This is a genomic window from Apibacter muscae (assembly GCF_007845635.1).
Classification (GTDB): Bacteria; Bacteroidota; Bacteroidia; order Flavobacteriales; family Weeksellaceae; genus Apibacter; species Apibacter muscae.
In genome coordinates, this window is sequence record NZ_SELG01000029.1 from 310,274 (window position 1) to 333,302 (window position 23,029).

Below are 23,029 nucleotides of genomic sequence, written 5' to 3' on the forward strand. Positions count from 1 at the left end.
ATACTGCCCGAAGGAATTATACCAATGACTATAGCTCCACAAGCAAGCAATAATACAAATAATTGTGTTTATAAGCAATATGATCTGATATGGGGAGCTAAGGTAAGTTGTGAGTTTAGGAAGAAGGTTGTGGAGATTTAAATTACAAAAATAATTAACAAAGAAAATAATCATTTTTATTTCGTTTAGCAACATGTTTCATAACTAATTTTACACATATATGTTTTGTTAACTTTCAATATAGATGAAAATTTATTGAATTTTGATCAATTTTTTTTAATAATTCTTATTTTTCAATTTCGTTTTTTGTAACTTTACACTCAAAGATTAAATTTTAGCAATAATAATTTCCATTTAGAACCATTGAAATGAAACGAAACGAACAATTATCCAATCTTAACACAACAACCGAATGGGATGCGATTATAATTGGAGGTGGAGCTAGTGGCCTAGGAGCTGCGGTTGATGCATCCACAAGAGGGTACAAAACACTATTACTGGAAGCACACGACTTTGCCAAGGCAACTTCTAGCCGAGCTACCAAATTATTACATGGAGGAGTTCGCTATTTAGCTCAAGGGGATATTGCACTTGTTAAGGAAGCTTTAAGAGAAAGAGGTCTTTTAGAGAGAAATGCTAGTCACTTAGCTAAAAAACAAGTTTTTGTAATTCCTAATTATAAATGGATTGATGGACCATTTTATACCATAGGTTTAAAATTTTATGACATGCTTTCCAAGAAATTAAGTTTAGGGAAATCCAAACATATAAATAAACAAAAAACCTTGGAAATGCTCCCTACCGTAGAGCCTAAAAGCTTATGTGGAGGAGTTATTTATTACGACGGTCAGTTTGACGATTCTCGTTTAGCTGTAAATCTAGCACAAACAGCTGTTGAAAATGGGGGTACTGTTATTAACTACATGAAAGTTATAGGATTATTGAAAAATGATGCTGGGCAGATTTGTGGAGTAAAAGCTAAAGATCTTATAAATGGAAATGAATATGAAATAAAAGGGAAAGCAGTATTTAATGCTACAGGTGTTTTCACCAATGAAATTTTAAATATGAATGACCCTAACCATAAAAAAACTGTAGTTCCAAGCCAAGGAATTCACTTAGTTTTAGACAAATCATTCTTACCTGGGGATAATGCTTTAATGATTCCTAAAACAAGCGACGGAAGAGTTTTATTCGCTGTTCCATGGCATAACCGTTTGGTAGTTGGTACTACGGATGTACTCGTAGAAAAACCTAGCTTAGAGCCAAGAGCATTAGAAAAAGAAATTGAATTTGTTCTTGCCACCGCAAGTCAATACCTTACGAAAAAACCTACAAGAAAAGATGTACTTTCAATTTTCGCTGGTCAACGTCCTTTAGCCGCTCCAGACAAAGATGGCGGAAGCACTAAAGAAGTATCTAGAAGCCACAAAATTTTGGTTTCAGACTCTGGTCTTATGAGTATCATTGGAGGAAAGTGGACAACTTTCCGACAAATGGCGGAAGATTTTATTGATAAAGCTATTGAGTTAGGCAAACTACCAAGCAAAGAATGCAAAACAGTCAACCTCTCCATTCATGGAAATGTTCCTGCTTCTCAAGTAGACCGATCCAAACATAATTATATATATGGATCAGATATACCTGCCATTCAAAAACTTGAACAAGAAAATCCAGATTTAGCTCAAAAAATTCATCCAAATCATAATTATACCAAAGCTGAAATTGTTTGGGCGGTAAGAGAAGAAATGGCTGAAAAAGTTGAGGATATTTTAGCTAGAAGGGTTCGTTTATTATTTATTGATGCACGTGCTGCCATAGATTGTGCTGAAGAAGTAGCCCGTATTATGGCTAAAGAATTGGGTCATGATGCGGACTGGGTAGCAAAAGAAACTGAAGAATTTAAAACTTTAGCTAAAGGTTACCTATTAGTAAACTACTAAAACAAACTACCATTTACATATTGAACAAAGCCCGAAGAAGTTATTTCTTCGGGCTTAATTATTAATGATAAGAATTATAAGCATTAATATCTAAGTCATCAATAAACTTGAACGCGTTTTTTAATATATTTGTATCTATGTTTTTTACCATTTCAGAAACAGATAAAAGCAGCAAAGCAAGAGCAGGAATTTTAAAAACCGACCACGGAGACATTCAAACACCCATTTTTATGCCCGTAGGAACTGTAGGAACTGTAAAATCTGTACATCAAAGAGAATTAAAAGATGATATTAAGGCTCAAATTATTTTAGGCAATACTTATCACTTATACCTTCGTCCGGGTACTGAAATATTACACAAGGCTGGAGGGCTTCATAAATTTATCAATTGGGACAGCCCTATACTCACAGATAGCGGTGGGTATCAAGTATTCTCATTGTCACAAACCAGAAAAATTCAAGAGGACGGAGTTAAGTTTAAATCTCATATCGATGGCTCTTACCATTTTTTTTCACCAGAAAGATCTATGGAAATTCAACGATACATTGGGGGAGATATTTTTATGGCTTTTGATGAATGTACCCCCTACCCATGTGATTATTCGTATGCAAAAAATTCTTTAGAAATAACGCATAAATGGTTGAAAAGATGTGTGAAATGGTGCGATGAAAACCCTGAATTATATGGATATAAGCAACACCTTTTCCCAATCGTACAGGGAAGTACATATGGTGATTTAAGAAAACAATCTGCAGAATTTATTTCATCCATAAACGCTGACGGAAATGCCATTGGAGGGCTAAGCGTTGGAGAACCTGAAGAGGAAATGTATAGAATAACGGATATAGTAACGGATATTCTACCTAAAAACAAACCTAGATACTTAATGGGAGTTGGAACTCCTTGGAACATTTTAGAATCTATTTCCTTGGGTATTGATATGATGGATTGCGTAATGCCTACTCGGAATGCTCGCAACGGAATGCTATTTACTTGGAACGGTGTAATAAATATAAAAAATAAAAAATGGCAAGATGATTTTTCGCCTTTAGATGAAGATGGAACTGCCTTTGTAGACAAAGAATATAGTAAGGCTTATTTAAGACATCTTTTTGCCGCAAATGAATTTTTAGGTAAACAAATTGCCTCTATACATAATTTAGCCTTCTACCTAGATTTAGTGACTGTTGCAAGAAAACACATTTTAGAGGGAGATTTCAATTCTTGGAAAAATTCAACGATTCCTAAACTTCGTACTCGTTTATGATTAACATAATTGACCGATATATTATACGCAATTTTATTGGCACTCTTTTTTTTATGCTAATCCTTTTAGTAGTAATCTTTGTAATTATAGACATACAAAGTCACTTTCAGGAGTTTAATGAAAATGGTTTCACCATTACAGATGCTTTAAGACTATATTACCCCTACTATGTGATTTGGGCAGTGAATATATTTGCTTCTATCCTAATATTTATCTCGGTAATTTACTTTACCTCACGAATGGCTAATAACACTGAAATTGTGGCTATTATTAGTTCAGGAGCAAGTTTTTTTCGGTTTTCTAGACCTTACTTAATTGTAAGTATTGCAATAGCTTCCGTTTCACTACTTACCAATCATTTTTTTCTACCTTGGGCGAATATAAAGAAGAATGAATTTAGTGTTAAGATTTTAACCGGTAATAAAAAAGATACTTACAATGCCAATCAATCAATTGCTTCACAAATATCTCCGGGCGAATACTTATTTATATATAGCTATAATAGGCAAATGAAAAGTGGTGCTGGCTTTAAATATGAAAAATTTAATAAAGATAGAATCTTACTTCATGAGTTAAGAGCCAATAATATTTACTGGTCTGAGAGTGACAATTCATATATGCTAAGCAATTTCTACGAAAAGATTATGGACTCAACAGGTAGAGTTATCTACTTAAACAATGGACCTCAATTAAAAAAGAAATTTAACTTTACTCCTGATGAGCTACTCCCCGAATCCTATGTTGCAGAAACTATGAATACATTTGAGCTAAATAAGTTCATTGAGAAAGAAAAAATGAAAGGAGCCGGAAATATAAACATTTATTTAAATGAATATCACCAGAGAACAAGCTCTTCCATAGCGATTATAATTTTAACTTTCTTAGCCCTGTCTTTATCTTCTGCAAAAAAAAGAGGAGGATTAGGTGTAAATTTAGCCATTGGAATAACATGTGCTTTTCTCTATATATTTTCATTTGAAGCCTTAAAAATATTTTCATCCACGGGAATACTACCCTCTTGGCTAGCTGTGTGGCTACCCAATTTAATATTTGGAATTATAACTACCATTTTATTTTACAAACGTGCTTATTCTTAAATAAATATGAAGAAGAAAACACTTATAAACCTTATAGCCATAGGAATAGGAATATATTTTATCTACCGTGGAATTGTTTGGTATAACAGTACCACAGATGAAAATCAACCCAATAAATTTATAGGATTCATTTATATGGGATTGGGCATACTAGCCATTCTTGTTCAAGTTTTTGCAAATTATAGAAGTACTAAACGAAAAGATAAATAAACATGTCTATTCATATTCTTAGTCTGGAATGTTCCACAAAAAACTGTTCTGTTTCCATTGGAACCAATGGAGATAATAATTGCTTATGCGAAGAACTATCTCCTGATTTTAAACACAGCGAAAACTTACATACCTTCATTCAATGGGCTTTAGAGGGAGCAGAATTAGAATTGAATAATATGCATGCAATTGCAGTTGGAAAAGGTCCCGGATCTTATACAGGTCTTAGGATAGGATTGGCTGCTGCTAAAGGATTATGCGTAGGATTAGATATACCTCTTATTTCTATTGATTCTCTTGAAATACTTGCATATCCATTCTTTGAGTCTGATTATGATTATATTATACCTGTAATGGATGCTAGAAGAATGGAAGTTTACACAACTGTTTTTGATAAAATGGGGAATAAATTAGAAATTACTAAACCACATATTCTTCAAGAAGATTCTTTTTATGCATATAAAAATAAAACGGTTTTGTTTGTTGGAGATGCCTCAGAAAAAACAGAAAAATTCCTTAAAGAAAATTCACTCACTTACACCGATTCTTTTTCTTTTATTACCTCCTATCCTTCTGCTGAAAATATGAATCCTCTATCACATAAAAAATTCAATAACAAATCTTTTGAGGATATAGCTTATTTTGATCCTCTTTACCTAAAAGAATGGAAATAATACTTTATAAAATATGTAAAGCCGGGATTTTCCGGCTTTACAATTATTTATTTATATAAAAATTATAACATACCTAGCTCAAATTTAGCCTCTTCACTCATCATATCCTTTTCCCAAGAAGGTTCAAAAGTTATTTGAACTTCCGCTTTACTCACCCCATCAATAGATTTAATTTTTTCCTCAACTTCCATAGGTAAAGTTTCAGCAACGGGACAGTTGGGTGTAGTTAGAGTCATCAAAATATGAACTTCTCCATCAGTACTCACCTGCACATCATAAATCAGACCTAATTCATAAATATCCACAGGGATTTCAGGATCATAAACTGTTTTTAATTTTTCAACAATTTTGTTACCCAAATCTTGTACTTGTTCGTCTGTAAAAGCCATATTAACAATATTCTTCGTATGCTTGCTTCAAATTTTCAGCAATTATTTCAGCAGAATTACCTTCTATGTGATGTCTTTCTAAAAAATGAACCAACTCACCGTCTTTAAACAAAGCTATGGAAGGCGATGAAGGTGGAAATGGAACTAAATATTCTCTAGCTGTTTTCACAGCCTCTACATCAAATCCTGCAAAGGTAGTAGTTAGATGATTAGGCTTTTTACCCTCTCCTTCAATAGATAATAATACCGATGGTCTGGCCGAACCCGCGGCACAACCACATACAGAATTAATTATTAATAAAGTAGTACCTGATTGTTGTAAAGCTTCTTTCACTTTTTCAGGAGTATTTAAATCTTGAAAACCTCTATCTGTTAAGGCTGCCTTCATAGGCATAACCATTTCTTCTGGATACATTGTATTCTTTTAATCTTGTTACTTATACAAAGTTAATTAATGTTTACGACTCAAACAAATTAGCGTATATTTGAAAAAATTTGTAACCATATTACTTTATTTTCGAAGTATTTAAACGCATGAATCAAAAATACTCCCGAAACGAACATCTTAAAAATTATAAGCAAATTCAATATTTGTTTGAAAATGGAATTTGGGTAAATAAATATCCCCTAAAATTAATCTGTTGTCCAAACTTAGATCAAGCAACTAACTTTCATAAATTCGGAGTATCTGTATCAAAAAGAAATTACAAACGTGCAGTAGATCGAAATTATATCAAACGCTTGCTTAGAGAATGTTTTCGTTTAAACAAAGAACAATTATATTCTGCATTTTCACAACCTCATCTATTTATGTTACTTTATGTTGGAAAAGAAATTATAACATACAAAGATTTAGAAGATACTTATAAAAATTTGCTTAATAAATGCTCTTTTAAAGAACAAGCATAAAAAATTATCAATCTTGCCTTAGGAAAATTCATCCATATAAAATTTATAACTATAATCTTACCCTTAATAATTGGGTTGCATATAATAGAATAATTTTCAATCTTACTTTTTTTTGTATTTTAGCACCAAATATTAAAAAACACCTTAAATCATTAACAGAAATTGTAATAAAAGCAATTTGCGTTAATGATTTTTTTTAAAACTAACAAAATGTTTAATTTTTTATCGCCGCCAAAACCCACTAATAAAAAAAATAATATAGAAACTGACTCTTATTATAAAAAATTAAGATTTCAAGTTTTTATAGGTATCTATTTTGGTTATGCTGCTTATTACCTAGTAAGAAAAAACTTAACTCTAGCTATGCCTTTTTTAGAGAAAGATTTTGGATATACTAAAGCAAGTTTAGGAGCAGCACTTGCCTGTAATGGCTTAGGATATGGAATATCAAAGTTTGTAATGGGGGGAATTTCAGATAGAAGTGATGCTCGAAAATTTTTACCCTTAGGGCTTATTTTAGCTTCTTTAACCATTATCATAGCAGGAAGTAACATGGTAATTTCTAATGTTTTAACCATTGGTATATTTCAATTCTTAATCGGCTGGTTTGGCGGAATGGGTTGGCCTCCTTGCGGACGAGTAATGGCACATTGGTTTTCCCCTACTGAACGAGGAACTAAAATGTCCATTTGGAATACAGCCCATAATTTAGGTGGAATGTTAATTGGTCCTATCACAGCTTTTGCCACAGGATATCTCGCTTTATTAAATTTTAAAAATTTTTGGCAAATAGGAATGTTTACAGTACCAGCTATTATTGCAATTTTAGTGGCCCTATTTGCTTATATATTGATTAGAGACAATCCTCAAGCCTGCGGATTACCCCCTATTGAAGAGTATAAAAATGATTATCCTGCCAATTATTCTAAAAAGGCAGAAGAAGTTTTATCCGCTAAAGAAATTTTCTTTAAATATGTTTTAAACAATAAAATTCTATGGATAGTTGCCATTGCCAATGCATTTGTATATTTAGTCAGATATGGAGTTTTAGACTGGGCTCCTACTTACTTAAAAGAAGTTAAAGGTTACGACATTAAACAAGTCGGATGGGCATATTTTGCATACGAATTTGCAGCTATCCCAGGTACAATTATTTGTGGATGGATTAGCGACAAAATATTTAAAGGAAAAAGAGCGGTTACTACCATTATTTTTATGCTATTAGTAATGATTGCAGTTCTAGTATACTGGAAGAATGAAGGAAGTATGACCATTGATATTATTGCACTCATATCCATAGGTTTTTTAATTTACGGACCTGTTATGCTAATTGGTGTACATGCTTTAGATTTAGCTCCCAAAAATGCAGCCGGAGCTTCTGCTGGATTAACTGGACTTTTCGGATATTTAGTTGGTACTGCAATTTTATCAAATTTATTAATGGGATATATAGCAGAGCATTACGGATGGGGTGCTGGGTTTGAACTACTAATCGTTGCATGCATTCTTGCTTCAGTACTAATGCTTTTAACAATACCTGACGAAAATAGAAAATACAGAAATAGAAAAAAACTAGCCCAATCTTAAACGAATTGTAATCATTTAAAATAGTTAAAAAATTAATTTTATCTCATATTTAGAAATAAAATTATGAAAAATTATTTACAAACCTTATTGAAACTATCTTTAATGGCTATTGGTTTCATTTCAATTTCTCATTGTAGCAAGATGATACTGTTTATACCCCTAGTCCACCTCAAGACTCCATAGTTATAAAAAAATAACAGCAGAAATGAAACTAGTTCAAAACTATGTCCCTGAAAATGCAGTTATTGCACATAGAGGAACTACCTATTGGGCACCAGAATCAACAGAATCAGCATATCGATGGGTACGAAACATGGGTGCAGACTATTTAGAAGCCGATTTGCAAATAACTAAAGATGGGGTTGTTTTAGTTATGCATGATGCACATATGAAAGAAAAAACTGACATTCAAATTTTAAGTCAAGACCCTTTATCAATCTTTTATGGCAAAGCAGATGCTCCTACCTCTGAATTTACTTACGAAGAATTAATGCAATTAAACGCTGCCTACCCATTCATGGAAAAAAATCTAGGTACAGGCAGAGATAGACCTTCATTTAATACGCAACATCAATACATTTCTACACTTGAAGATTTGATGAACTTTGCCATTGGTAAAAGAATTAAGAGAGATAGTAATGGCAAAAGAGTTTGGAGTAAAAGTAAGGAAGGTATCTATAAATTTGAGTATGAAGATGATCCTTACGACAATGGAAACAGACCCGGAATCTATTTAGAATTAAATCCAGGATTAGAAGAAGCTATGGGTAAATTATTGGCTGAACATCAATGGGATATTTCTATCACTCCTTCTACGGATACCAATCAATTTAAATTAGAAAAAGTAAATGTTGGTAATACCAATGGTAAAGTAGTATTACAAACATTTTTATTATCCAGTTTAAAAAAATTAAATAATATATACCATGGTAACTTGCCTATGGCATACTTAGTATCTAAAGGATTAATGGCACAAACCAGTGGAAGTTCTGATGAACCTTTAGTATATGCTCAGTTTATTAATGATGGTGTTAGCAATGGAGCTCAATTCTTCGGTCCATCAATATCAGGAGCTCCTAACAATTATGACGAGCTACTTAATCCTTGGCAAGCACATATGATTAGAAGGTCTGAAATGAAAATACATCCTTGGACGTTTGACACAGAAGAACAAATGATGAGATATTACGAAGGTATTGGCTTTACAAATCTAAATGATTATAAATCTCCCCCCTATTGCGATGCAATGTTTACCAATAGAGCTGATTTAACCATACAATATTACAAAAAAAAGGGTGTTAGAAATGATGGTCCAGACTATCAAGATCCTAACAATATTTTGAACAACTTAGGATATTAAGATAAATTGAAAACTATAATAACAAACATGAAACAAATTTTTATTGCCTTATTTATTACAGGCTGTACCTTGATGAACGCTCAAAAATTAGCTCATTCAGGAAGTGATTATACATTAAAAAAAGTTATACCTGTAGAAGGAAGACAAGGAATAGCTGTTGATAAAGATTATTACTATGTTTCCAGTAGTACAGCTTTGTATAAATATGATAAACAAGGCAGCTTAATCACAAAAAATGAAAAACCTTTTGAAAATTTTGAAAAAAAGGTTAACCATTTTGGTGATATTGATATTCATAATGGAGAAATCTACACCGGTGTTGAATATTTTAATTCTGGTAATGTTGAAAATATCCAAATTGCCGTGTACGATGCAAAAGATTTAAAATACAAATATTCCATTGAATTTGGAGAAATTGAACAACCAGAAGTGAGTGGAATTACCATTGATAGGAAAAATAACATTGCTTGGATGTCTGATTGGACTGAAGGCTGGTATTTGTATAAATATGATTTAAAAAATAAAAAATATTTAGGTAAAGTACATTTACAACCTTCTCCTCAATGGCAACAAGGTGTATATTATATTGATGGAAAGATATTAATTACTTCTGATGATGGAGACTCGGATTTAAATGAACCGGATAATATTTACATCGCTAATGTTAGTAATCCTTTACAAACTACCACAAACGTAGAAAAATTTAGATCAATTCCAGAATTTAAAAAAGCTGGTGAAATTGAAGGTTTATCAATAGATCCAACAAATAATGACTTAATCATACTTAACAATAGAGGAGCTATCATAAAAAAAGGTATGCCTTCTGGCTTTTATCCTGGGTATGACAAGGAAATTCATGAATTATATATTTTTGAAAAATCTAAGTAAAACTACACAGTCCCTATAAAATTTTTTTAGTTTCTAACCTAGTATGTAGATTTTAATTTTTTATTATAATCTGCATACTATTTTAAATTAAAATTAACTAACCCAAATAAATATGAATTTAAAATCTACCTTATTAATTACGTTTGCCTCCATATTTTTATCTTCAGTATATGGACAAAATTCTAAAAAAGAGCCTGAACTTCAAGACTCCATTAAAAAAATATCATTTGTAGAAAGAATGACAAGTGATAGTTCTCATTTGGCTCAAGGCATCAAATTAAAATTTATAAATGATTTAGTCGGAGCAAATGAAAATAGCTTTGTTCCCACTTTAAAATATGGAATTGGTTTCGTATTAGAAACCTTATATCAAGAAATCCCCAAAGAGGCAAGAGGACATAGAGAAGGAAGTTCTAGATACAACTTTCAACCAGCAGCCTTTAAAATAGGTTTTTTACATACGGATATGCAAATTACTCCTAAATTGGGAGCAGGTATTACTTATAACCTTCACGCAAATAAAATTTCAGACGTGTTTATAAATTACGATTTTAATCCTTTATTAAGTGTAAAAATTGGTAGATTTAAAGGTTCTGGAAACCGAGCAGCGAATGAAACTTCTGCTTATGATTTGGATTTAGCAGATTTCACCTATACATCAGAAAATCAAAGTATTGACCAAGGCGCCCCAGATTTAAGGCATTATGGAATAAATTTATCTGGATTTATAACCAAATACGTTAAGTACGGCTTTTTTTGGCATAACAGTGATAGTAATAGAGATAGATATTGGTCTGCAGCCAATGACGGACCTTCAGCAGGACAAGGAAATCATGGTTTAGAATTTAAAAGCTGGGATGCCTCTTTAAGAATTTATCCTATCAAAAACATAGAATTTGGTGGACATATTGGCGCAGTTAATTTACCTGGAATGGGATATAAACAAACTTGGGCTTATTCTGGTTATGCATACTATGTAAATCCTAAAAAATTCAAATTTAAATTTGACTATGGAACCAACAAGCAAGTACGTTTTCTTAATCCTTCAACCGGAGATTACAATTTAACTGCATCGCCAGGAGGAAATATGGATTATTCTAAATACGATTATAAAACAGTTAATAAATTAGGATATTCTTTCTTAGTAGGGGTTAACGTATCACCAAGGTTTGAGCCCGTAGCAAGGTTTGAATATTACAACCAAGGGAATAAAGAATTTTCTGGATTCAATTATACCGACCTGTATTTATACACTGCCGGTGTTAATTTTTACGTTTATCCGAACAGTCCAAGAATGGCTAAAATAACAGCATTTTATCAACATAGAGCAGAATCTGGAGGACCAAGCATTGCTAACGACTGGTTTGGAATCAATTATCAAATTGTATTGTATAATAATACTAAAGGGAATTTTTAATTAATTAATAAATTTTTTTTAATAAATTGCATAGCAATTGATTTTTTTATTAAAAACTCATATTATTTAAATAATATGAGTTTTTTTAAAGATTTAAAATTGTAATATCAAACTAATTAAACACACAAAAAATGCAAAAAAAATTAATTTTAGCTTTAGATCAAGGGACAACCTCATCAAGAGCTATACTATTTAACCACCATGGTGAAATAGTATCCGTTTCGCAAAAAGATTATACCCAATACTTTCCTAAACCAGGCTGGGTAGAACATGATCCAGAAGAAATATGGTCATCACAAATTTCTGTTGCAGCAGAAGTAACTGCTAAACAAGGCATCTCTGGTTTAGACATAGCAGCTATCGGAATTACAAACCAAAGAGAAACTACCATAGTTTGGGACAGAGAAACAAGCACGCCCATCTATAATGCAATTGTATGGCAAGATCGAAGAACTGCTAAATATTGTGATGAATTAAAAGCTCAAGGATTAACAGATAGCATAAGAGAAAAAACAGGTTTAATCTTGGATGCTTATTTTTCTGGAACCAAGGTAAAATGGATATTAGATAATGTTCCCGGAGCAAGGGAAAAAGCAGAACAAGGCAAACTTTGTTTTGGAACTGTGGATACTTGGCTAATTTGGAAACTTACTCGTGGTAAAATGCATATTACAGATGTTTCAAATGCATCAAGAACACTTCTATATAATATTCATAAGCAAGAATGGGACGAAGATTTATTAAAATTATTTAATATACCTAAAGCTATACTTCCAGAAGTTAAACAAAGTAGTGAAGTATATGGAGAAACGGCAACAACTTTATTTTCTACCAAAATACCTATATCAGGGATCGCGGGAGACCAACAAGCGGCTTTATTTGGACAATTATGCACCGAACCGGGCATGGCAAAAAACACTTATGGTACCGGATGCTTTTTATTAATGAATACCGGTGAACAAGCTGTATTATCCAAAAATAATTTATTAACAACAATTGCATGGAAAATTAATGGTAAAGTTCATTATGCTTTAGAAGGAAGTGTATTTGTTGGAGGAGCTGCTGTGCAATGGCTTAGAGATGGTGTGAAAATCGTGAAGTCATCACCTGAGAGCGAAAGACTTGCTCAATCAGTTCCTGATAACGGTGGAGTATATTTTGTTCCAGCACTTACTGGCTTAGGAGCACCTTATTGGGATCCTTATGCTAGAGGAGGAATTTTAGGAATTACACGGGGAACTACTGAAGCACATATTGCAAGAGCTACTTTAGAAGGAATTGCCTATCAAGTCTACGATTTAGTTAAAGCTATGGAAGCAGATTCAGGAGTTAAAGATTTGGAATTAAGAGTAGACGGTGGTGCTTGTGCCAACGATTTAATGATGCAATTCCAATCCGATATCTTTAGATTTAATGTTGTTAGACCAAAAACTTTGGAAACAACCGCATTAGGAGCTGCTTATTTAGCCGGATTGGCTGTTGGATATTGGAATAGTATTGAAGAATTGCAGCAACAAAGGTCAATAGATCAAATTTTCCAGCCAAAAATGGATCTTGTTCAAGCAGAAAAATATATTAAAGATTGGAGAAAGGCCGTTGGAAGAGTTCGCAATTGGGTTGATGAAGAAGATAAATAAATTATAGAAATCACAATCTTAAAAATAAAATATCATTTTTAATTAAGTTTAATGTTTTAAACTTAATTAATATATGTTTTACTTACAAAGATTCATAAAATTTTAAAGTATTAATTATAAATTTATAAAACCACAAATATGAAAAAGTTTCTTTTATTACTTGCCTCTATTTCATTCCTAAATTTCTCATACAGTCAAGAAATTGATAAGTTAGACTTTAATTTGAATTTAGAAACCAGCCATATATGGAACGGTATTATTGTTTCTAAGGCTCCAGCAGCAGGAATTGATATCAATTATGCTTTCGATAAAAAAAATAATTTAAAACTAGGTGTATGGGGAGGCGTTGGTTTATCCGATGCTAATGGTAAACACTACCAAGAAGTTGATTATTATTTCAAATATAATACCGCCCGATGGGGTTTAGGAATTTGGGATGTATTTAACAATACTGATCTTACTGGAAAAGCTGATGAAATATTTAATTATGATAATAAAACCACTGGGCATAGACTTGATTTAAGGGGGTACTATGTTTTATCAGAAAATTTTCCTTTAAAGTTAGACGTTGTTACCTCTTTTTATGGTAACGATAGAAATGCTAAAGGTGATCAAACATTTTCCACTTACACTGGACTCACTTATTCTGTGCTTAGAGATAAGAAAGTTGACCTAGACGTATTTTTTGGTACAGCTTTTAACCTTGGAAAAGGATATAACTTTTATGGGGATGGTACCAAAGATTTTGATGTAGTTAATTTTGGTTTAACCGTTTCTAAAGATGTTCCAGTTTTAGGATATAAATTGCCTGTATCAGCAACAGCAATGTGGAATCCTTCTAGAAAAGAAGGGATAATTCATTTATCTACACAGTTATTTTAAATTAGTAAAATTTTTAAATTATTAAACTACTTCTTAAATATTAAGGAGTAGTTTTATTTTAAATATAATAAATATTTAAATATTTTATATTTGCATACTTTTATTATTAAATAGTAAGATTATAACGTGATTTTAACTCTAAAATATAAATTAATTACTGTTTTATTAATATTCTTAATATCTACAGAGTTTATAAAAGCACAAATTGATATTAAAGTTATCAATATTGAGAATAATCAACCTATTATAAATGCTTCCGTATTTGATAAATTAAACAATTTTTTGGGAGTTACAAACGAAGACGGGATTTTTAAAGTATTAGACACCAAAAAGTATGAAAGAATAATAATAAAAATTCCAGGATTTGAAGAAAAAATAGTGGCTATTGGAAAGCTAAATAAATCTGTATATCTATTTAGGAAAGGATTAAAGTTAAAAAATGATTTAAAAGCCACAAAAATACTTAAAAAAATGTGGGACAATAGAAATTTAAATAGTCCTGATCATTTAGATAGTTATGAATTTGATTCCTATGTTAAATTTTCGATTGAAGCTCCTTCAGATTCTGTCTCTTACATTCCTAATCCTAAAACAAAATTAGATTCTTTAAATAATAAATTTAAGTCATTATTGGATAAAAGTATGCTTTTTTTAGGAGAAAGAACAATGACTTATAAATACGATAAAAAGTTTGGAAGAAAAGCTATAGTAACTGCTTATAAAGCAGGTGGTTTTAGCGATCCTGAGCTATTTAATGCAACCATTACTCTATCACTTGTTAATGAAATACCTAAAATACTCACTCCTAAGGAACTACAACACAATACTTCACTATTGGTTGATAGTATTGATTTAAATGGTAGAAAAACTTATATAATCTATACATTCAAAGGGAAATCACAATCAGAAAATTATAGAAGTCTTACGGTATTTATTGATGCTAAGAGTTATGCTCTAGTAAAACTCATAGGTAATACATCTAAAATCTCTGACATTTACTATGAAATTACATATGCTGAAAATAATGGTATTTGGTATGCAGAGAATGAATATATTCAGACAAAATTATTAAGTAAAAATTTCATTGAAAAAATGAATAAATTACTTCCTAAAAGTTTATTTTTCTTCACTAGATTATCAACTACTGCTACTATAGAATCTAATTTCTTAAATTTTAAAAGTCTTATTGTATTTGATCCAAAGGAATTTAATGGATATGAGTATGCTATATCAAAAACAATAAATACCGATAAAAACCTCACCTTATATAACCTAAGAACAGATAGCCTTTCAAATAAAGAATCTAATACTTACCACGAACTAAATAGACTTTCTAAGAAATATAATGTTGAACCTAAAATTAGTTTTCTAAGAAGTTTATCCTCAGGAGTTTTACCTATTGGTTTTTTTAATTTTGACATATTTAACTTGGTTAGCAATAATATGTACGAATCATTTAGATATCAAGTAGGCGGAAGAACCAATTGGAAATTAAGCAACAATTTTAGCATAGGAGGCTATATTGCTAAGGGTACTAAAGACAAAGATACAAAAGGCGGTGGAGAGGTAACTTTTTATATTAATAAAAAAAAAGGAGGAGAACTTACATTAAAATTAGAAACAGACGTATTGCCTGTTGGTAGAACAAAAATTAAATATCAAACAGCTAAAGATATACTAGAAGCTAAACCTAATAACATTTATAATGATAAATATTTTAGTTACCGAACTATTGATTTATCTTATAAACAAAACTTTTTTAAAAATATTGATTTTACCTTTCTATTAAACTATCAAAAACAAAGAGTAGATTTTGATTATAAATTTAAAAATTATAATGTTGATACTTGGTTTAATTTTGTAACAACTTCGGTAATGATGCGCTACGCTCCTAATGTTAAATATATTGAATCTATTTCTGGTAAAAGAACGACTCTTAAAGATATACCACCCTACTATTACCTTACTTACTCAAAATCTTGGAATCTATTTAATAATAGCACTGCAACACACCGGATATATCTCTCAACCTTATATATATTAAATACTAGACTAGGATCTACAGAAATTTTAGGAAATATGGGAGCTTCCTTTGGAGAAACGCCATTAATGAATACTTATGAGGGTGTTGGAGTTGCCAAAGGAGGAAGAAGCCTTTGGGGGAGATTTAGTGTAAAGGGATACCAAAGTTTTGAAACTATGGAACCTTCAACATTCTTTTCAGATAAGTTTGCTTCCTTTCAGCTTTTACATCATTTACCTTCAATTAGATTGAATCAATCCAAATCACTATATTTTACACTTGTTTATAAAGGACTTATTGGTGGAATGTCACATAAAGAAGATCATCAACTTTTTGTTTTTGAAGTACCTAAAGATTATTATCAAGAAATTGGAATTGAGGCTAATAAACTTTTATTAGGTTTTTTAGGTATTGGAGTTTATAGCAGAATCGGTGCTTATAAAGTAGGCAATTTAGATAGAAATTTGTATATAAAATTAACTTTAGATCTATAAGTTTAAATCAAAATCAATATATATCAGTTATATTCAAATATTAATATACTCAATCATAATTTTCAGTTTATATCCTATAATCTAAATTAATCAAATTTATAATATTAATTAATAAGCTCAGAAATTAAATGATCAAAATTTTGCAATTCATTTCTTTCTTTTAAAAATAACGATCTTTCAATTGCTTTTTCTTTATAATGCTCTATCAATTGATTATTTAAAAGAATATTTTTTAATCCTAAATATAGCGATTCTTCATCGTTATTAACAATTACTCCACATCTTCCTTCATCTAATATTTCTGACATACCAGAACAATTTGTTGAGATTACTGGTGTACCTAATACTATTGATTCTGTTACAACTGTACTATATCCTTCTTTATAAGACGAACAAACAAATAAATCTGAAGATTTTATGTATGCGTATGGGTTCTTATTATATCCTAAAAATTGCACCGTATCTATAAGTTTATTTTCCTTTACATATTTTTTTAATTCATTCTCCAGAGGTCCTGTTCCTAAAATAAGTAATTCAAAGTCTATATTATCTTCATTTTTTAATCTCGAAACAATTCTTAACAATCGGTCATACCCTTTTTGTGGATTTAACCTTCCCACCGTGCATAACCTTAATTTATTTTTTATTGGAAGCACATTCTCTTTACTTTTATGAATAATATCTTCTATATCCAAGGAATTATAAATAACTTTAAATTTATTTGGGCGAATATTAATACTTTCTTGTAAACATTTTTTTACACTTTCTGCTACACAAACAATTTTATCAAATTTATTATAGGTTTTTTCTGCTTCTTTTAAATTTCTAAATTCATACGAAACAGTATTTTTATATAATTCTAAATGTATCCAGCTAACAATTTTTGTATTTGGATCTTCACAACCAGAAACTATCCTTGAAGGAAATCCTTCTAAATAAGATATAATTATATCATATTTTTCTTTAATGAAAAATTTAAATAATATTCTTGGAGGAAAAATAAGTGCTATTCTAGAATATCCTTTAAATAAATTGTTAAAAAACCATTTTTGCTTTACTTCTGGTCTTAAATTTTCTCTATTTACTCCTTCTTTAAAAACTGTAAATAGTGTAACTTCATATTTAGTAAAATCTAAACGATTTAAAAGATTAACCAAAACTTTTTCAGCTCCTCCTCCTCTAAGATCAGTATTTACAAATAATAATTTTATCATTAGTTATTTAAACGATTAAATTTTGTTTTCTATATATCCTTTGGTAGCATCTATATTATAACTATACTTAGCAGGATTTCCTATTACAATAGAATGATCTGGTATATCTTCTGTAACGTAGGCATTAGGTGCTATTAAAACATTAGTTCCTACAGTAATATTTCCTACTATAACTGCGTTAGTACCTATCCAAACCTCATTGCCTATAATTGGAGTTCCTTTATTTTTACCTCTATTTGTCTGTCCAATGGTTACACCAGCAGCTATATTACAATTTTTACCTATTTTAACTTTTGGGTTAATTATAACAGTTCCCCAATGTCCTAAATAAAAACCTTCATCTATCAGAGTTTCTGGGTAAATTTGAAAACCATATTTAATCTGATATCTGTAAAGTAATAAACGATAAAATATTCCTAATATAGATTTCTTTTTGTGATATGAAGCTTTTCTTAAAATATATAAATATCTGAAATTAGGATTTAATAATGATTTAAAAATAAATTTCTTTGGATAACTCCCATATATTCTAAAATAGTCTTTTTTTATTTTACTATCAGACATTGTTTATATTTTAATTTTTATCAATAACATCCATCATCTTTTTCACAGAATTTTCTAATGTAAATGGTAAATCTTCTTTTTCTAATTTTTGAATATAGGTATCAGGAACCTTTATATCGCTTAAAAATTCTTTCATTCCTTCATAAATTCCTTCTTCTGAATTTTCAACTATTTTTCCTAATTCTCCTTCTTGAAGCATTTCTCTAACTCCGGAAACATCTGTCGCAATAATAGGTTTTTTAAGTGCAAGTGCTTCAAATAATACTGTCGGATATCCTTCATAACGAGAAGAAAGTATAAAAAAATCAGATTTTTTTAAATAAGGATAGGGATTATTTCTATATCCTATCATATGAATTGTATCTTCTAGCTTATGAAGTTTAACAAAATTATTTAAATTATTAAAATCATAACCATCTCCGACAATGCAAATTTTATGTTTTAAACCTTCATTTAATAGTTTTATGTGAACATTAATTAATCTATCAAATCCTTTGGCTGGATATACTGTACCAATGGCTACAAAAATTTTTTCTTGACCAAATTTAAAATCTAGATCTTTTTTATCATCAGCCTTTTGCAAAATTTCATTAGAATCAATAGGATTATAAATTTTTATAATTTTATCTTTTTCCTCTTTAGAGCAAGCTAAATTATCAAACCCATTTTTAATATTATCTGAAATAGCAAGTATTTGATCCGCTTTAAAAAATTTATTTAACTTATCTTTTGAATATTTTGGAATATTGAATAAATCGCTATGAACCCAGACAATTTTTTTTGATTCTTTTACAGGACTTTTTAAAACCTCTTCTAGTAATGTATGATTTGCTATTATCTCAACGTCATAATCCTTCTTTTTTAAAATATATTTATATAATAAATTTGGGAAAATTTTTAATATTTCTTCTTTACTTCTTCTATAAACTTTCACAGGTATTTCCCAAGGCTTATTTGTTGTGATCATCTCCCCTTCGTGAAGGTGATAAATATTTATCCAATTTGGAACTTCTGGTAGATATTTACCTGACTTTAGATTTAGCAATAAATCAATTTCATATTTCTTCTCTGGAATATTTTTTAGAAAAGTTACTAATACTTTTTCAGCTCCTCCATGTCTCAACGAGCCTATTCTAATTAAAATTTTTTTCTTTTTAATCATTCTATAGGATTAATTATATAATCTTTGACTGCACTTTCGTCAGGAATAATTTGTGGCGGATTTCCAAAAACCCTTGAATTATCAGGAATATCTATATTTATGTAACTATTGGGACCTATCCATACATTATTTCCAATTTTAATATTACCAACGATCATGCTGTATGGTCCTATCCAAACATTATCTCCTAATTTTGGACATCCTTTAAGTTTTCCCCTATTTGCAACTCCTAAATATACTCCCTGAGACAAGGTGCAATTTTTACCCACTTTTGAACCTGCATTTACTCCTAAAAGAGAAGTACTTAATACCATTAAACCTGGCCCAATTTGATCTGTTGTTTCAAGGATAAAGCCATACTTGCTTATTATTCTATGACTTAATATTTTTAAAATTATTTTAATAAAAAAATTATTTTTTTTGCAAGACATTCTATAATAGTATTGATACCTAAAAGCTCTTATTTTAAAAAAATTCCAAAATATTGAACTGTTTTTATTTCCCGTATATCTATACAAATCTGCCTGTATCTTAGTCATAATTAAATTGTATTGTTAATATAATCTTCTGTGGCATTCTCTCTCTTAATAATTTTTGCTGGATTACCTATTACTATTGAATTATCAGGAACATTAAAATTTACATAAGTAAGTGGAGCAATTAATACATTATTTCCTATCGTAATATTTCCATCCAATACACAATAGGTACCAATCCATACTTTATTACCAATAATAATATTATCTCTACCCTTTGTTTGTCCAATAGTTGTACAATGTGAAAAATTACAGTTTTTTCCTATAATGACCCGAGGTCCTACATAAAGTCTATGAGCATGTATAATGTAGAATCCATCTCCAATAGTTGCTTTAAGATCTATATGGTAATTTATCTGCTTAGACAGAAATTTATAATAACTTTTTAAAAAAAAATTAAATATTATAGGTGTTTTTTTTTCAGATATTTTTCTAAATAAATAGGTATATCTAAAATCTATATTAAATATAGTTTTAATCCAAGGATGATTAATCCATTTTGAAGTATGTCTGTAATAATCTTTTTGTATTGATGTTTTCATTTTAACCTCTTATAGTTTTATCTTTAAACAAATAAACTAGTGGATAAAAAAATATTATAAAAATTTTAATTAAAATACCATCAATTTTTAATAAATCATTTAAAGATCTATGATTTTTAATTCCAAATAAAATATATGCTATAAAATTTTTAAAATATACTAATGGATAATTTAAAAATCTATTTCTATAACATGTAATAAAAGTTTTATAATTTTCACAAAGACCAAAGGAATTTTTAGAAGAATAAAAATTATTAGCTAAAGATTTATTATCTTCTGCATCAGAAACGTATATTAATGATGCTACATTAATATATCTTGTTTTATATCCTTCTTTATCAAATAAATACAATAATACAGTTTCAGGTATAAAACCTTTATTTTCATAAGCTGAAATATCAAAATTTATTTCTTGATAAGCTTTTTTTATAGACAATCCCCATTTATCTCCTTTCACTTTATATTTGTATCTCATATCAAATATAGATGTATCTAAAGGGGATATAGGAAATTTATCTCCTGCAATATTGCCATCTTCATAGGTACATAGTCCAATAACTCCATAATATTTATTATTTTCTGGCAATTTTATTATTTCTCTATAAAAAGTATCAAAAGCGTTGGGTAAGATTTTATCATCAGAATCCACAAATGCAATATATTTACCTTTAGCTAAATCAATACCTTTAAATATGGATAAAAATTTATGTTTATTTTTCTGTTGATAATAAACGATCGGGAATTTTTCTTCCTTGGTAAATTCATCCACTACAACTTTAGTGTTGTCCGTTGACCCATCATCAATAATTATCCATTCAAAATTTTGTAAAGTTTGTTGTTTTAAAGAATTAAATACTCTATGTAAAGTATGTGACCTATTATAAGTAGGAGTTATTACGGATATATGGATAGAATCTGATGTCATAAAATTTAATAATATCTAAAATTATTTATTTTTCTTATAAAAAAATAATTCTCTATAAGAATTGTATATAATGTTTTTATTGTAATTTTCATAATGCTTTTCATTATTGATTCTTAATTGATTTCTAAAATCATTATCTACAATCATTTTTTTAATTGCTTCATACAGTTGATCTTGATTAAAATCAATTAGAATAGCATTAGAATTATTTACAATTTCACTTACTCCTCCTACATTTGTTACAATCATAGGTTTTCCTAACAACAATGCTTCTTTTACAGCTAAAGGATAACCCTCACTTTTTGAATTTAATAAATAAGCATCTGCATTTTTTAAATAAGGATATGGATTTTGTTTATGCCCCAACAAGTGAAACGTATTTTCAATTTTATAATTTAATATTTTTGTTTTTAATATATTTTCATCTTCTCCTTTACCTACAACAACAATATCATGTATAATATTATTAGAAATTAGTTTTTTATGTACTTCAATTAAATCCTCATAACCTTTTACCCCAGAAAGTCTACCAATACATACAAATACAAAATTTTTAAAATTAAAATCAATAGGTTGCAATGATTTCTTTAAAATTTCTTCTTTATTAATTGGATTGTAAATTACCTGTGCATTCTTTTTTAGGTTTGGATTCCATAAAATACCACTCTTTAAAGATTTTTTTGATACATAAATTACTTTATCTAAATTTAGAGATGACTTTAAAACTTTATTTTTTAAAGTAATTTCAGCTTTATTCGCATATATATCTCCATGAATCCAACCTATATTATAAGTGTTTTTCCTCTTAATTTTATCTAAAATAGGAATTAAATCACTTAAAAAGGCGTTTTCTACATCATATACTTCTGGGATATAAAATTTTCTAATAAAAAAAGGAAATTTCAATAAAAAATTTAATTTTAAATATCTAAAACTTTTTTGAAAAAAATTTATAATAGAATTTTTAGATAAAAATTCATTTCCTAAAGCTAGGAATTTTAAATTAACTCCATTAGGTATAAATTCTAAAAAATCACCTTCTTTTCTAATTAATAAAATTGTAATATTAAGATCCTTAAATTGTTCATTATTAACTATATTTAACAATACATTTTCAACTCCACCACCCCTCATAGTATGTATAAAAAAAAGTACCTTTTTTTTCATATATTAATAATAATAAAAACAAAAATTTATTTTCTACTATTTGTATTATTATCTGTGCTTAATGATAGATAAACATTACATACAAATTCTTAAAGCAAAAATATTAATTTATTAGATATGAATACCTAAGATTTTAAATTC

The 23,029-nt window shown here is 29.4% G+C and carries 22 protein-coding genes; 13 read left to right on the forward strand and 9 right to left on the reverse strand.

The window, feature by feature from the left end; genetic code table 11:
* Window positions 1-368: 368 nt before the first annotated feature.
* The 5 genes from ETU08_RS03485 (at window position 369) to tsaB (ending at window position 5,192) form a co-directional block, all read left to right on the forward strand.
* A complete protein-coding gene (locus tag ETU08_RS03485; protein ID WP_146261625.1) occupies window positions 369-1,943 on the forward strand; it encodes a glycerol-3-phosphate dehydrogenase/oxidase in 1,575 nt (524 codons plus the stop codon).
* A 137-nt stretch (window positions 1,944-2,080) separates the two neighbouring features.
* Window positions 2,081-3,211 carry a tRNA guanosine(34) transglycosylase Tgt gene (tgt, locus tag ETU08_RS03490; RefSeq protein WP_146261626.1) on the forward strand — a complete coding sequence of 377 codons (1,131 nt, stop codon included), beginning with the start codon at window positions 2,081-2,083 and terminating at the stop codon, window positions 3,209-3,211.
* Complete coding sequence (locus tag ETU08_RS03495) at window positions 3,208-4,308, forward strand: LptF/LptG family permease (protein ID WP_260391016.1); 1,101 nt, start codon at window positions 3,208-3,210, stop codon at window positions 4,306-4,308. Before tgt ends, ETU08_RS03495 begins: the two co-directional genes overlap by 4 nt.
* 6 nt (window positions 4,309-4,314) lie before the next feature.
* The gene (locus ETU08_RS03500) at window positions 4,315-4,518 is read left to right on the forward strand and encodes a hypothetical protein (RefSeq protein WP_146261627.1); all 204 of its coding nucleotides are present in this window, start codon (window positions 4,315-4,317) and stop codon (window positions 4,516-4,518) included.
* Window positions 4,519-4,520: 2 nt separating this feature from the next.
* The gene (gene tsaB, locus ETU08_RS03505) at window positions 4,521-5,192 is read left to right on the forward strand and encodes a tRNA (adenosine(37)-N6)-threonylcarbamoyltransferase complex dimerization subunit type 1 TsaB (protein ID WP_311388695.1); all 672 of its coding nucleotides are present in this window, start codon (window positions 4,521-4,523) and stop codon (window positions 5,190-5,192) included.
* Between the two features lie 62 nt (window positions 5,193-5,254).
* Here tsaB and ETU08_RS03510 read toward each other — a convergent pair whose 3' ends face one another.
* Window positions 5,255-5,581 (reverse strand): SUF system Fe-S cluster assembly protein, encoded by a 327-nt coding sequence (locus tag ETU08_RS03510; RefSeq protein WP_146261628.1) that lies wholly within the window; start codon window positions 5,579-5,581, stop codon window positions 5,255-5,257.
* Between the two features lies 1 nt (window position 5,582).
* Window positions 5,583-5,996: a BrxA/BrxB family bacilliredoxin gene (locus tag ETU08_RS03515; RefSeq protein ID WP_146261629.1), complete on the reverse strand. Its 414-nt coding sequence runs from the start codon at window positions 5,994-5,996 to the stop codon at window positions 5,583-5,585.
* A 119-nt stretch (window positions 5,997-6,115) separates the two neighbouring features.
* Here ETU08_RS03515 and rnpA point away from each other — a divergent pair, with 119 nt between their 5' ends.
* The 8 genes from rnpA to ETU08_RS03555 all read left to right on the forward strand — a co-directional run bounded on the left by rnpA (window position 6,116) and on the right by ETU08_RS03555 (window position 16,778).
* Complete coding sequence (gene rnpA / locus ETU08_RS03520; RefSeq protein ID WP_146261630.1) at window positions 6,116-6,490, forward strand: ribonuclease P protein component; 375 nt, start codon at window positions 6,116-6,118, stop codon at window positions 6,488-6,490.
* A gap of 210 nt (window positions 6,491-6,700) precedes the next feature.
* A complete protein-coding gene (gene pgtP, locus ETU08_RS03525) occupies window positions 6,701-8,077 on the forward strand; it encodes a phosphoglycerate transporter protein PgtP (protein WP_146261631.1) in 1,377 nt (458 codons plus the stop codon).
* A 205-nt stretch (window positions 8,078-8,282) separates the two neighbouring features.
* The gene (locus ETU08_RS03530; RefSeq protein ID WP_146261632.1) at window positions 8,283-9,437 is read left to right on the forward strand and encodes a glycerophosphodiester phosphodiesterase family protein; all 1,155 of its coding nucleotides are present in this window, start codon (window positions 8,283-8,285) and stop codon (window positions 9,435-9,437) included.
* A 27-nt stretch (window positions 9,438-9,464) separates the two neighbouring features.
* Window positions 9,465-10,325, forward strand: a complete 861-nt coding sequence (locus ETU08_RS03535; RefSeq protein WP_185145270.1) for a hypothetical protein — start codon at window positions 9,465-9,467, stop codon at window positions 10,323-10,325.
* Between the two features lie 112 nt (window positions 10,326-10,437).
* The gene (locus ETU08_RS03540) at window positions 10,438-11,742 is read left to right on the forward strand and encodes a hypothetical protein (RefSeq protein ID WP_146261633.1); all 1,305 of its coding nucleotides are present in this window, start codon (window positions 10,438-10,440) and stop codon (window positions 11,740-11,742) included.
* Window positions 11,743-11,873: 131 nt separating this feature from the next.
* Window positions 11,874-13,379: a glycerol kinase GlpK gene (gene glpK, locus ETU08_RS03545; RefSeq protein ID WP_146261634.1), complete on the forward strand. Its 1,506-nt coding sequence runs from the start codon at window positions 11,874-11,876 to the stop codon at window positions 13,377-13,379.
* Between the two features lie 138 nt (window positions 13,380-13,517).
* Window positions 13,518-14,261, forward strand: coding sequence for a hypothetical protein (locus tag ETU08_RS03550; RefSeq protein WP_146261635.1), 744 nt, complete (start codon window positions 13,518-13,520; stop codon window positions 14,259-14,261).
* Window positions 14,262-14,387: 126 nt separating this feature from the next.
* Window positions 14,388-16,778, forward strand: a complete 2,391-nt coding sequence (locus ETU08_RS03555; RefSeq protein ID WP_146261636.1) for a peptidase associated/transthyretin-like domain-containing protein — start codon at window positions 14,388-14,390, stop codon at window positions 16,776-16,778.
* Between the two features lie 104 nt (window positions 16,779-16,882).
* Here ETU08_RS03555 and ETU08_RS03560 read toward each other — a convergent pair whose 3' ends face one another.
* Genes ETU08_RS03560 through ETU08_RS03590 form a run of 7 tightly spaced genes read right to left on the reverse strand, consistent with a single transcriptional unit; the run spans window position 16,883 to window position 22,888 of the window.
* Window positions 16,883-17,992: a glycosyltransferase gene (locus tag ETU08_RS03560; protein WP_146261637.1), complete on the reverse strand. Its 1,110-nt coding sequence runs from the start codon at window positions 17,990-17,992 to the stop codon at window positions 16,883-16,885.
* A gap of 15 nt (window positions 17,993-18,007) precedes the next feature.
* Window positions 18,008-18,556 carry a serine O-acetyltransferase gene (locus tag ETU08_RS03565; RefSeq protein ID WP_146261638.1) on the reverse strand — a complete coding sequence of 183 codons (549 nt, stop codon included), beginning with the start codon at window positions 18,554-18,556 and terminating at the stop codon, window positions 18,008-18,010.
* Window positions 18,557-18,566: 10 nt separating this feature from the next.
* A complete protein-coding gene (locus tag ETU08_RS03570) occupies window positions 18,567-19,718 on the reverse strand; it encodes a glycosyltransferase (RefSeq protein ID WP_185145271.1) in 1,152 nt (383 codons plus the stop codon).
* Window positions 19,715-20,257, reverse strand: a complete 543-nt coding sequence (locus ETU08_RS03575; RefSeq protein WP_146261639.1) for a DapH/DapD/GlmU-related protein — start codon at window positions 20,255-20,257, stop codon at window positions 19,715-19,717. Before ETU08_RS03575 ends, ETU08_RS03570 begins: the two co-directional genes overlap by 4 nt.
* A gap of 2 nt (window positions 20,258-20,259) precedes the next feature.
* Window positions 20,260-20,796 carry an LbetaH domain-containing protein gene (locus ETU08_RS03580; RefSeq protein ID WP_146261640.1) on the reverse strand — a complete coding sequence of 179 codons (537 nt, stop codon included), beginning with the start codon at window positions 20,794-20,796 and terminating at the stop codon, window positions 20,260-20,262.
* Window position 20,797: 1 nt separating this feature from the next.
* Window positions 20,798-21,721 (reverse strand): glycosyltransferase family 2 protein, encoded by a 924-nt coding sequence (locus ETU08_RS03585; RefSeq protein WP_146261641.1) that lies wholly within the window; start codon window positions 21,719-21,721, stop codon window positions 20,798-20,800.
* Window positions 21,722-21,742: 21 nt separating this feature from the next.
* A complete protein-coding gene (locus ETU08_RS03590) occupies window positions 21,743-22,888 on the reverse strand; it encodes a glycosyltransferase (protein ID WP_146261642.1) in 1,146 nt (381 codons plus the stop codon).
* Window positions 22,889-23,029 lie beyond the last annotated feature (141 nt).

Excerpts from the sequence above, each read along its gene's own strand:
- ETU08_RS03570 (WP_185145271.1), bottom strand. The coding sequence starts at position 19,718 with ATGATTAAAAAGAAAAAAATTTTAATTAGAATAGGCTCGTTGAGACAT.
- ETU08_RS03535 (WP_185145270.1), top strand. The coding sequence starts at position 9,465 with ATGAAACAAATTTTTATTGCCTTATTTATTACAGGCTGTACCTTGATG.
- ETU08_RS03560 (WP_146261637.1), bottom strand. The coding sequence starts at position 17,992 with ATGATAAAATTATTATTTGTAAATACTGATCTTAGAGGAGGAGGAGCT.
- tsaB (WP_311388695.1), top strand. The coding sequence starts at position 4,521 with ATGTCTATTCATATTCTTAGTCTGGAATGTTCCACAAAAAACTGTTCT.
- ETU08_RS03565 (WP_146261638.1), bottom strand. The coding sequence starts at position 18,556 with ATGTCTGATAGTAAAATAAAAAAAGACTATTTTAGAATATATGGGAGT.
- tgt (WP_146261626.1), top strand. The coding sequence starts at position 2,081 with ATGTTTTTTACCATTTCAGAAACAGATAAAAGCAGCAAAGCAAGAGCA.
- ETU08_RS03575 (WP_146261639.1), bottom strand. The coding sequence starts at position 20,257 with ATGACTAAGATACAGGCAGATTTGTATAGATATACGGGAAATAAAAAC.
- ETU08_RS03515 (WP_146261629.1), bottom strand. The coding sequence starts at position 5,996 with ATGTATCCAGAAGAAATGGTTATGCCTATGAAGGCAGCCTTAACAGAT.
- glpK (WP_146261634.1), top strand. The coding sequence starts at position 11,874 with ATGCAAAAAAAATTAATTTTAGCTTTAGATCAAGGGACAACCTCATCA.
- ETU08_RS03590 (WP_146261642.1), bottom strand. The coding sequence starts at position 22,888 with ATGAAAAAAAAGGTACTTTTTTTTATACATACTATGAGGGGTGGTGGA.
- rnpA (WP_146261630.1), top strand. The coding sequence starts at position 6,116 with ATGAATCAAAAATACTCCCGAAACGAACATCTTAAAAATTATAAGCAA.
- ETU08_RS03500 (WP_146261627.1), top strand. The coding sequence starts at position 4,315 with ATGAAGAAGAAAACACTTATAAACCTTATAGCCATAGGAATAGGAATA.
- ETU08_RS03485 (WP_146261625.1), top strand. The coding sequence starts at position 369 with ATGAAACGAAACGAACAATTATCCAATCTTAACACAACAACCGAATGG.
- ETU08_RS03530 (WP_146261632.1), top strand. The coding sequence starts at position 8,283 with ATGAAACTAGTTCAAAACTATGTCCCTGAAAATGCAGTTATTGCACAT.
- ETU08_RS03585 (WP_146261641.1), bottom strand. The coding sequence starts at position 21,721 with ATGACATCAGATTCTATCCATATATCCGTAATAACTCCTACTTATAAT.
- ETU08_RS03550 (WP_146261635.1), top strand. The coding sequence starts at position 13,518 with ATGAAAAAGTTTCTTTTATTACTTGCCTCTATTTCATTCCTAAATTTC.
- ETU08_RS03510 (WP_146261628.1), bottom strand. The coding sequence starts at position 5,581 with ATGGCTTTTACAGACGAACAAGTACAAGATTTGGGTAACAAAATTGTT.
- ETU08_RS03580 (WP_146261640.1), bottom strand. The coding sequence starts at position 20,796 with ATGAAAACATCAATACAAAAAGATTATTACAGACATACTTCAAAATGG.
- pgtP (WP_146261631.1), top strand. The coding sequence starts at position 6,701 with ATGTTTAATTTTTTATCGCCGCCAAAACCCACTAATAAAAAAAATAAT.
- ETU08_RS03540 (WP_146261633.1), top strand. The coding sequence starts at position 10,438 with ATGAATTTAAAATCTACCTTATTAATTACGTTTGCCTCCATATTTTTA.
- ETU08_RS03495 (WP_260391016.1), top strand. The coding sequence starts at position 3,208 with ATGATTAACATAATTGACCGATATATTATACGCAATTTTATTGGCACT.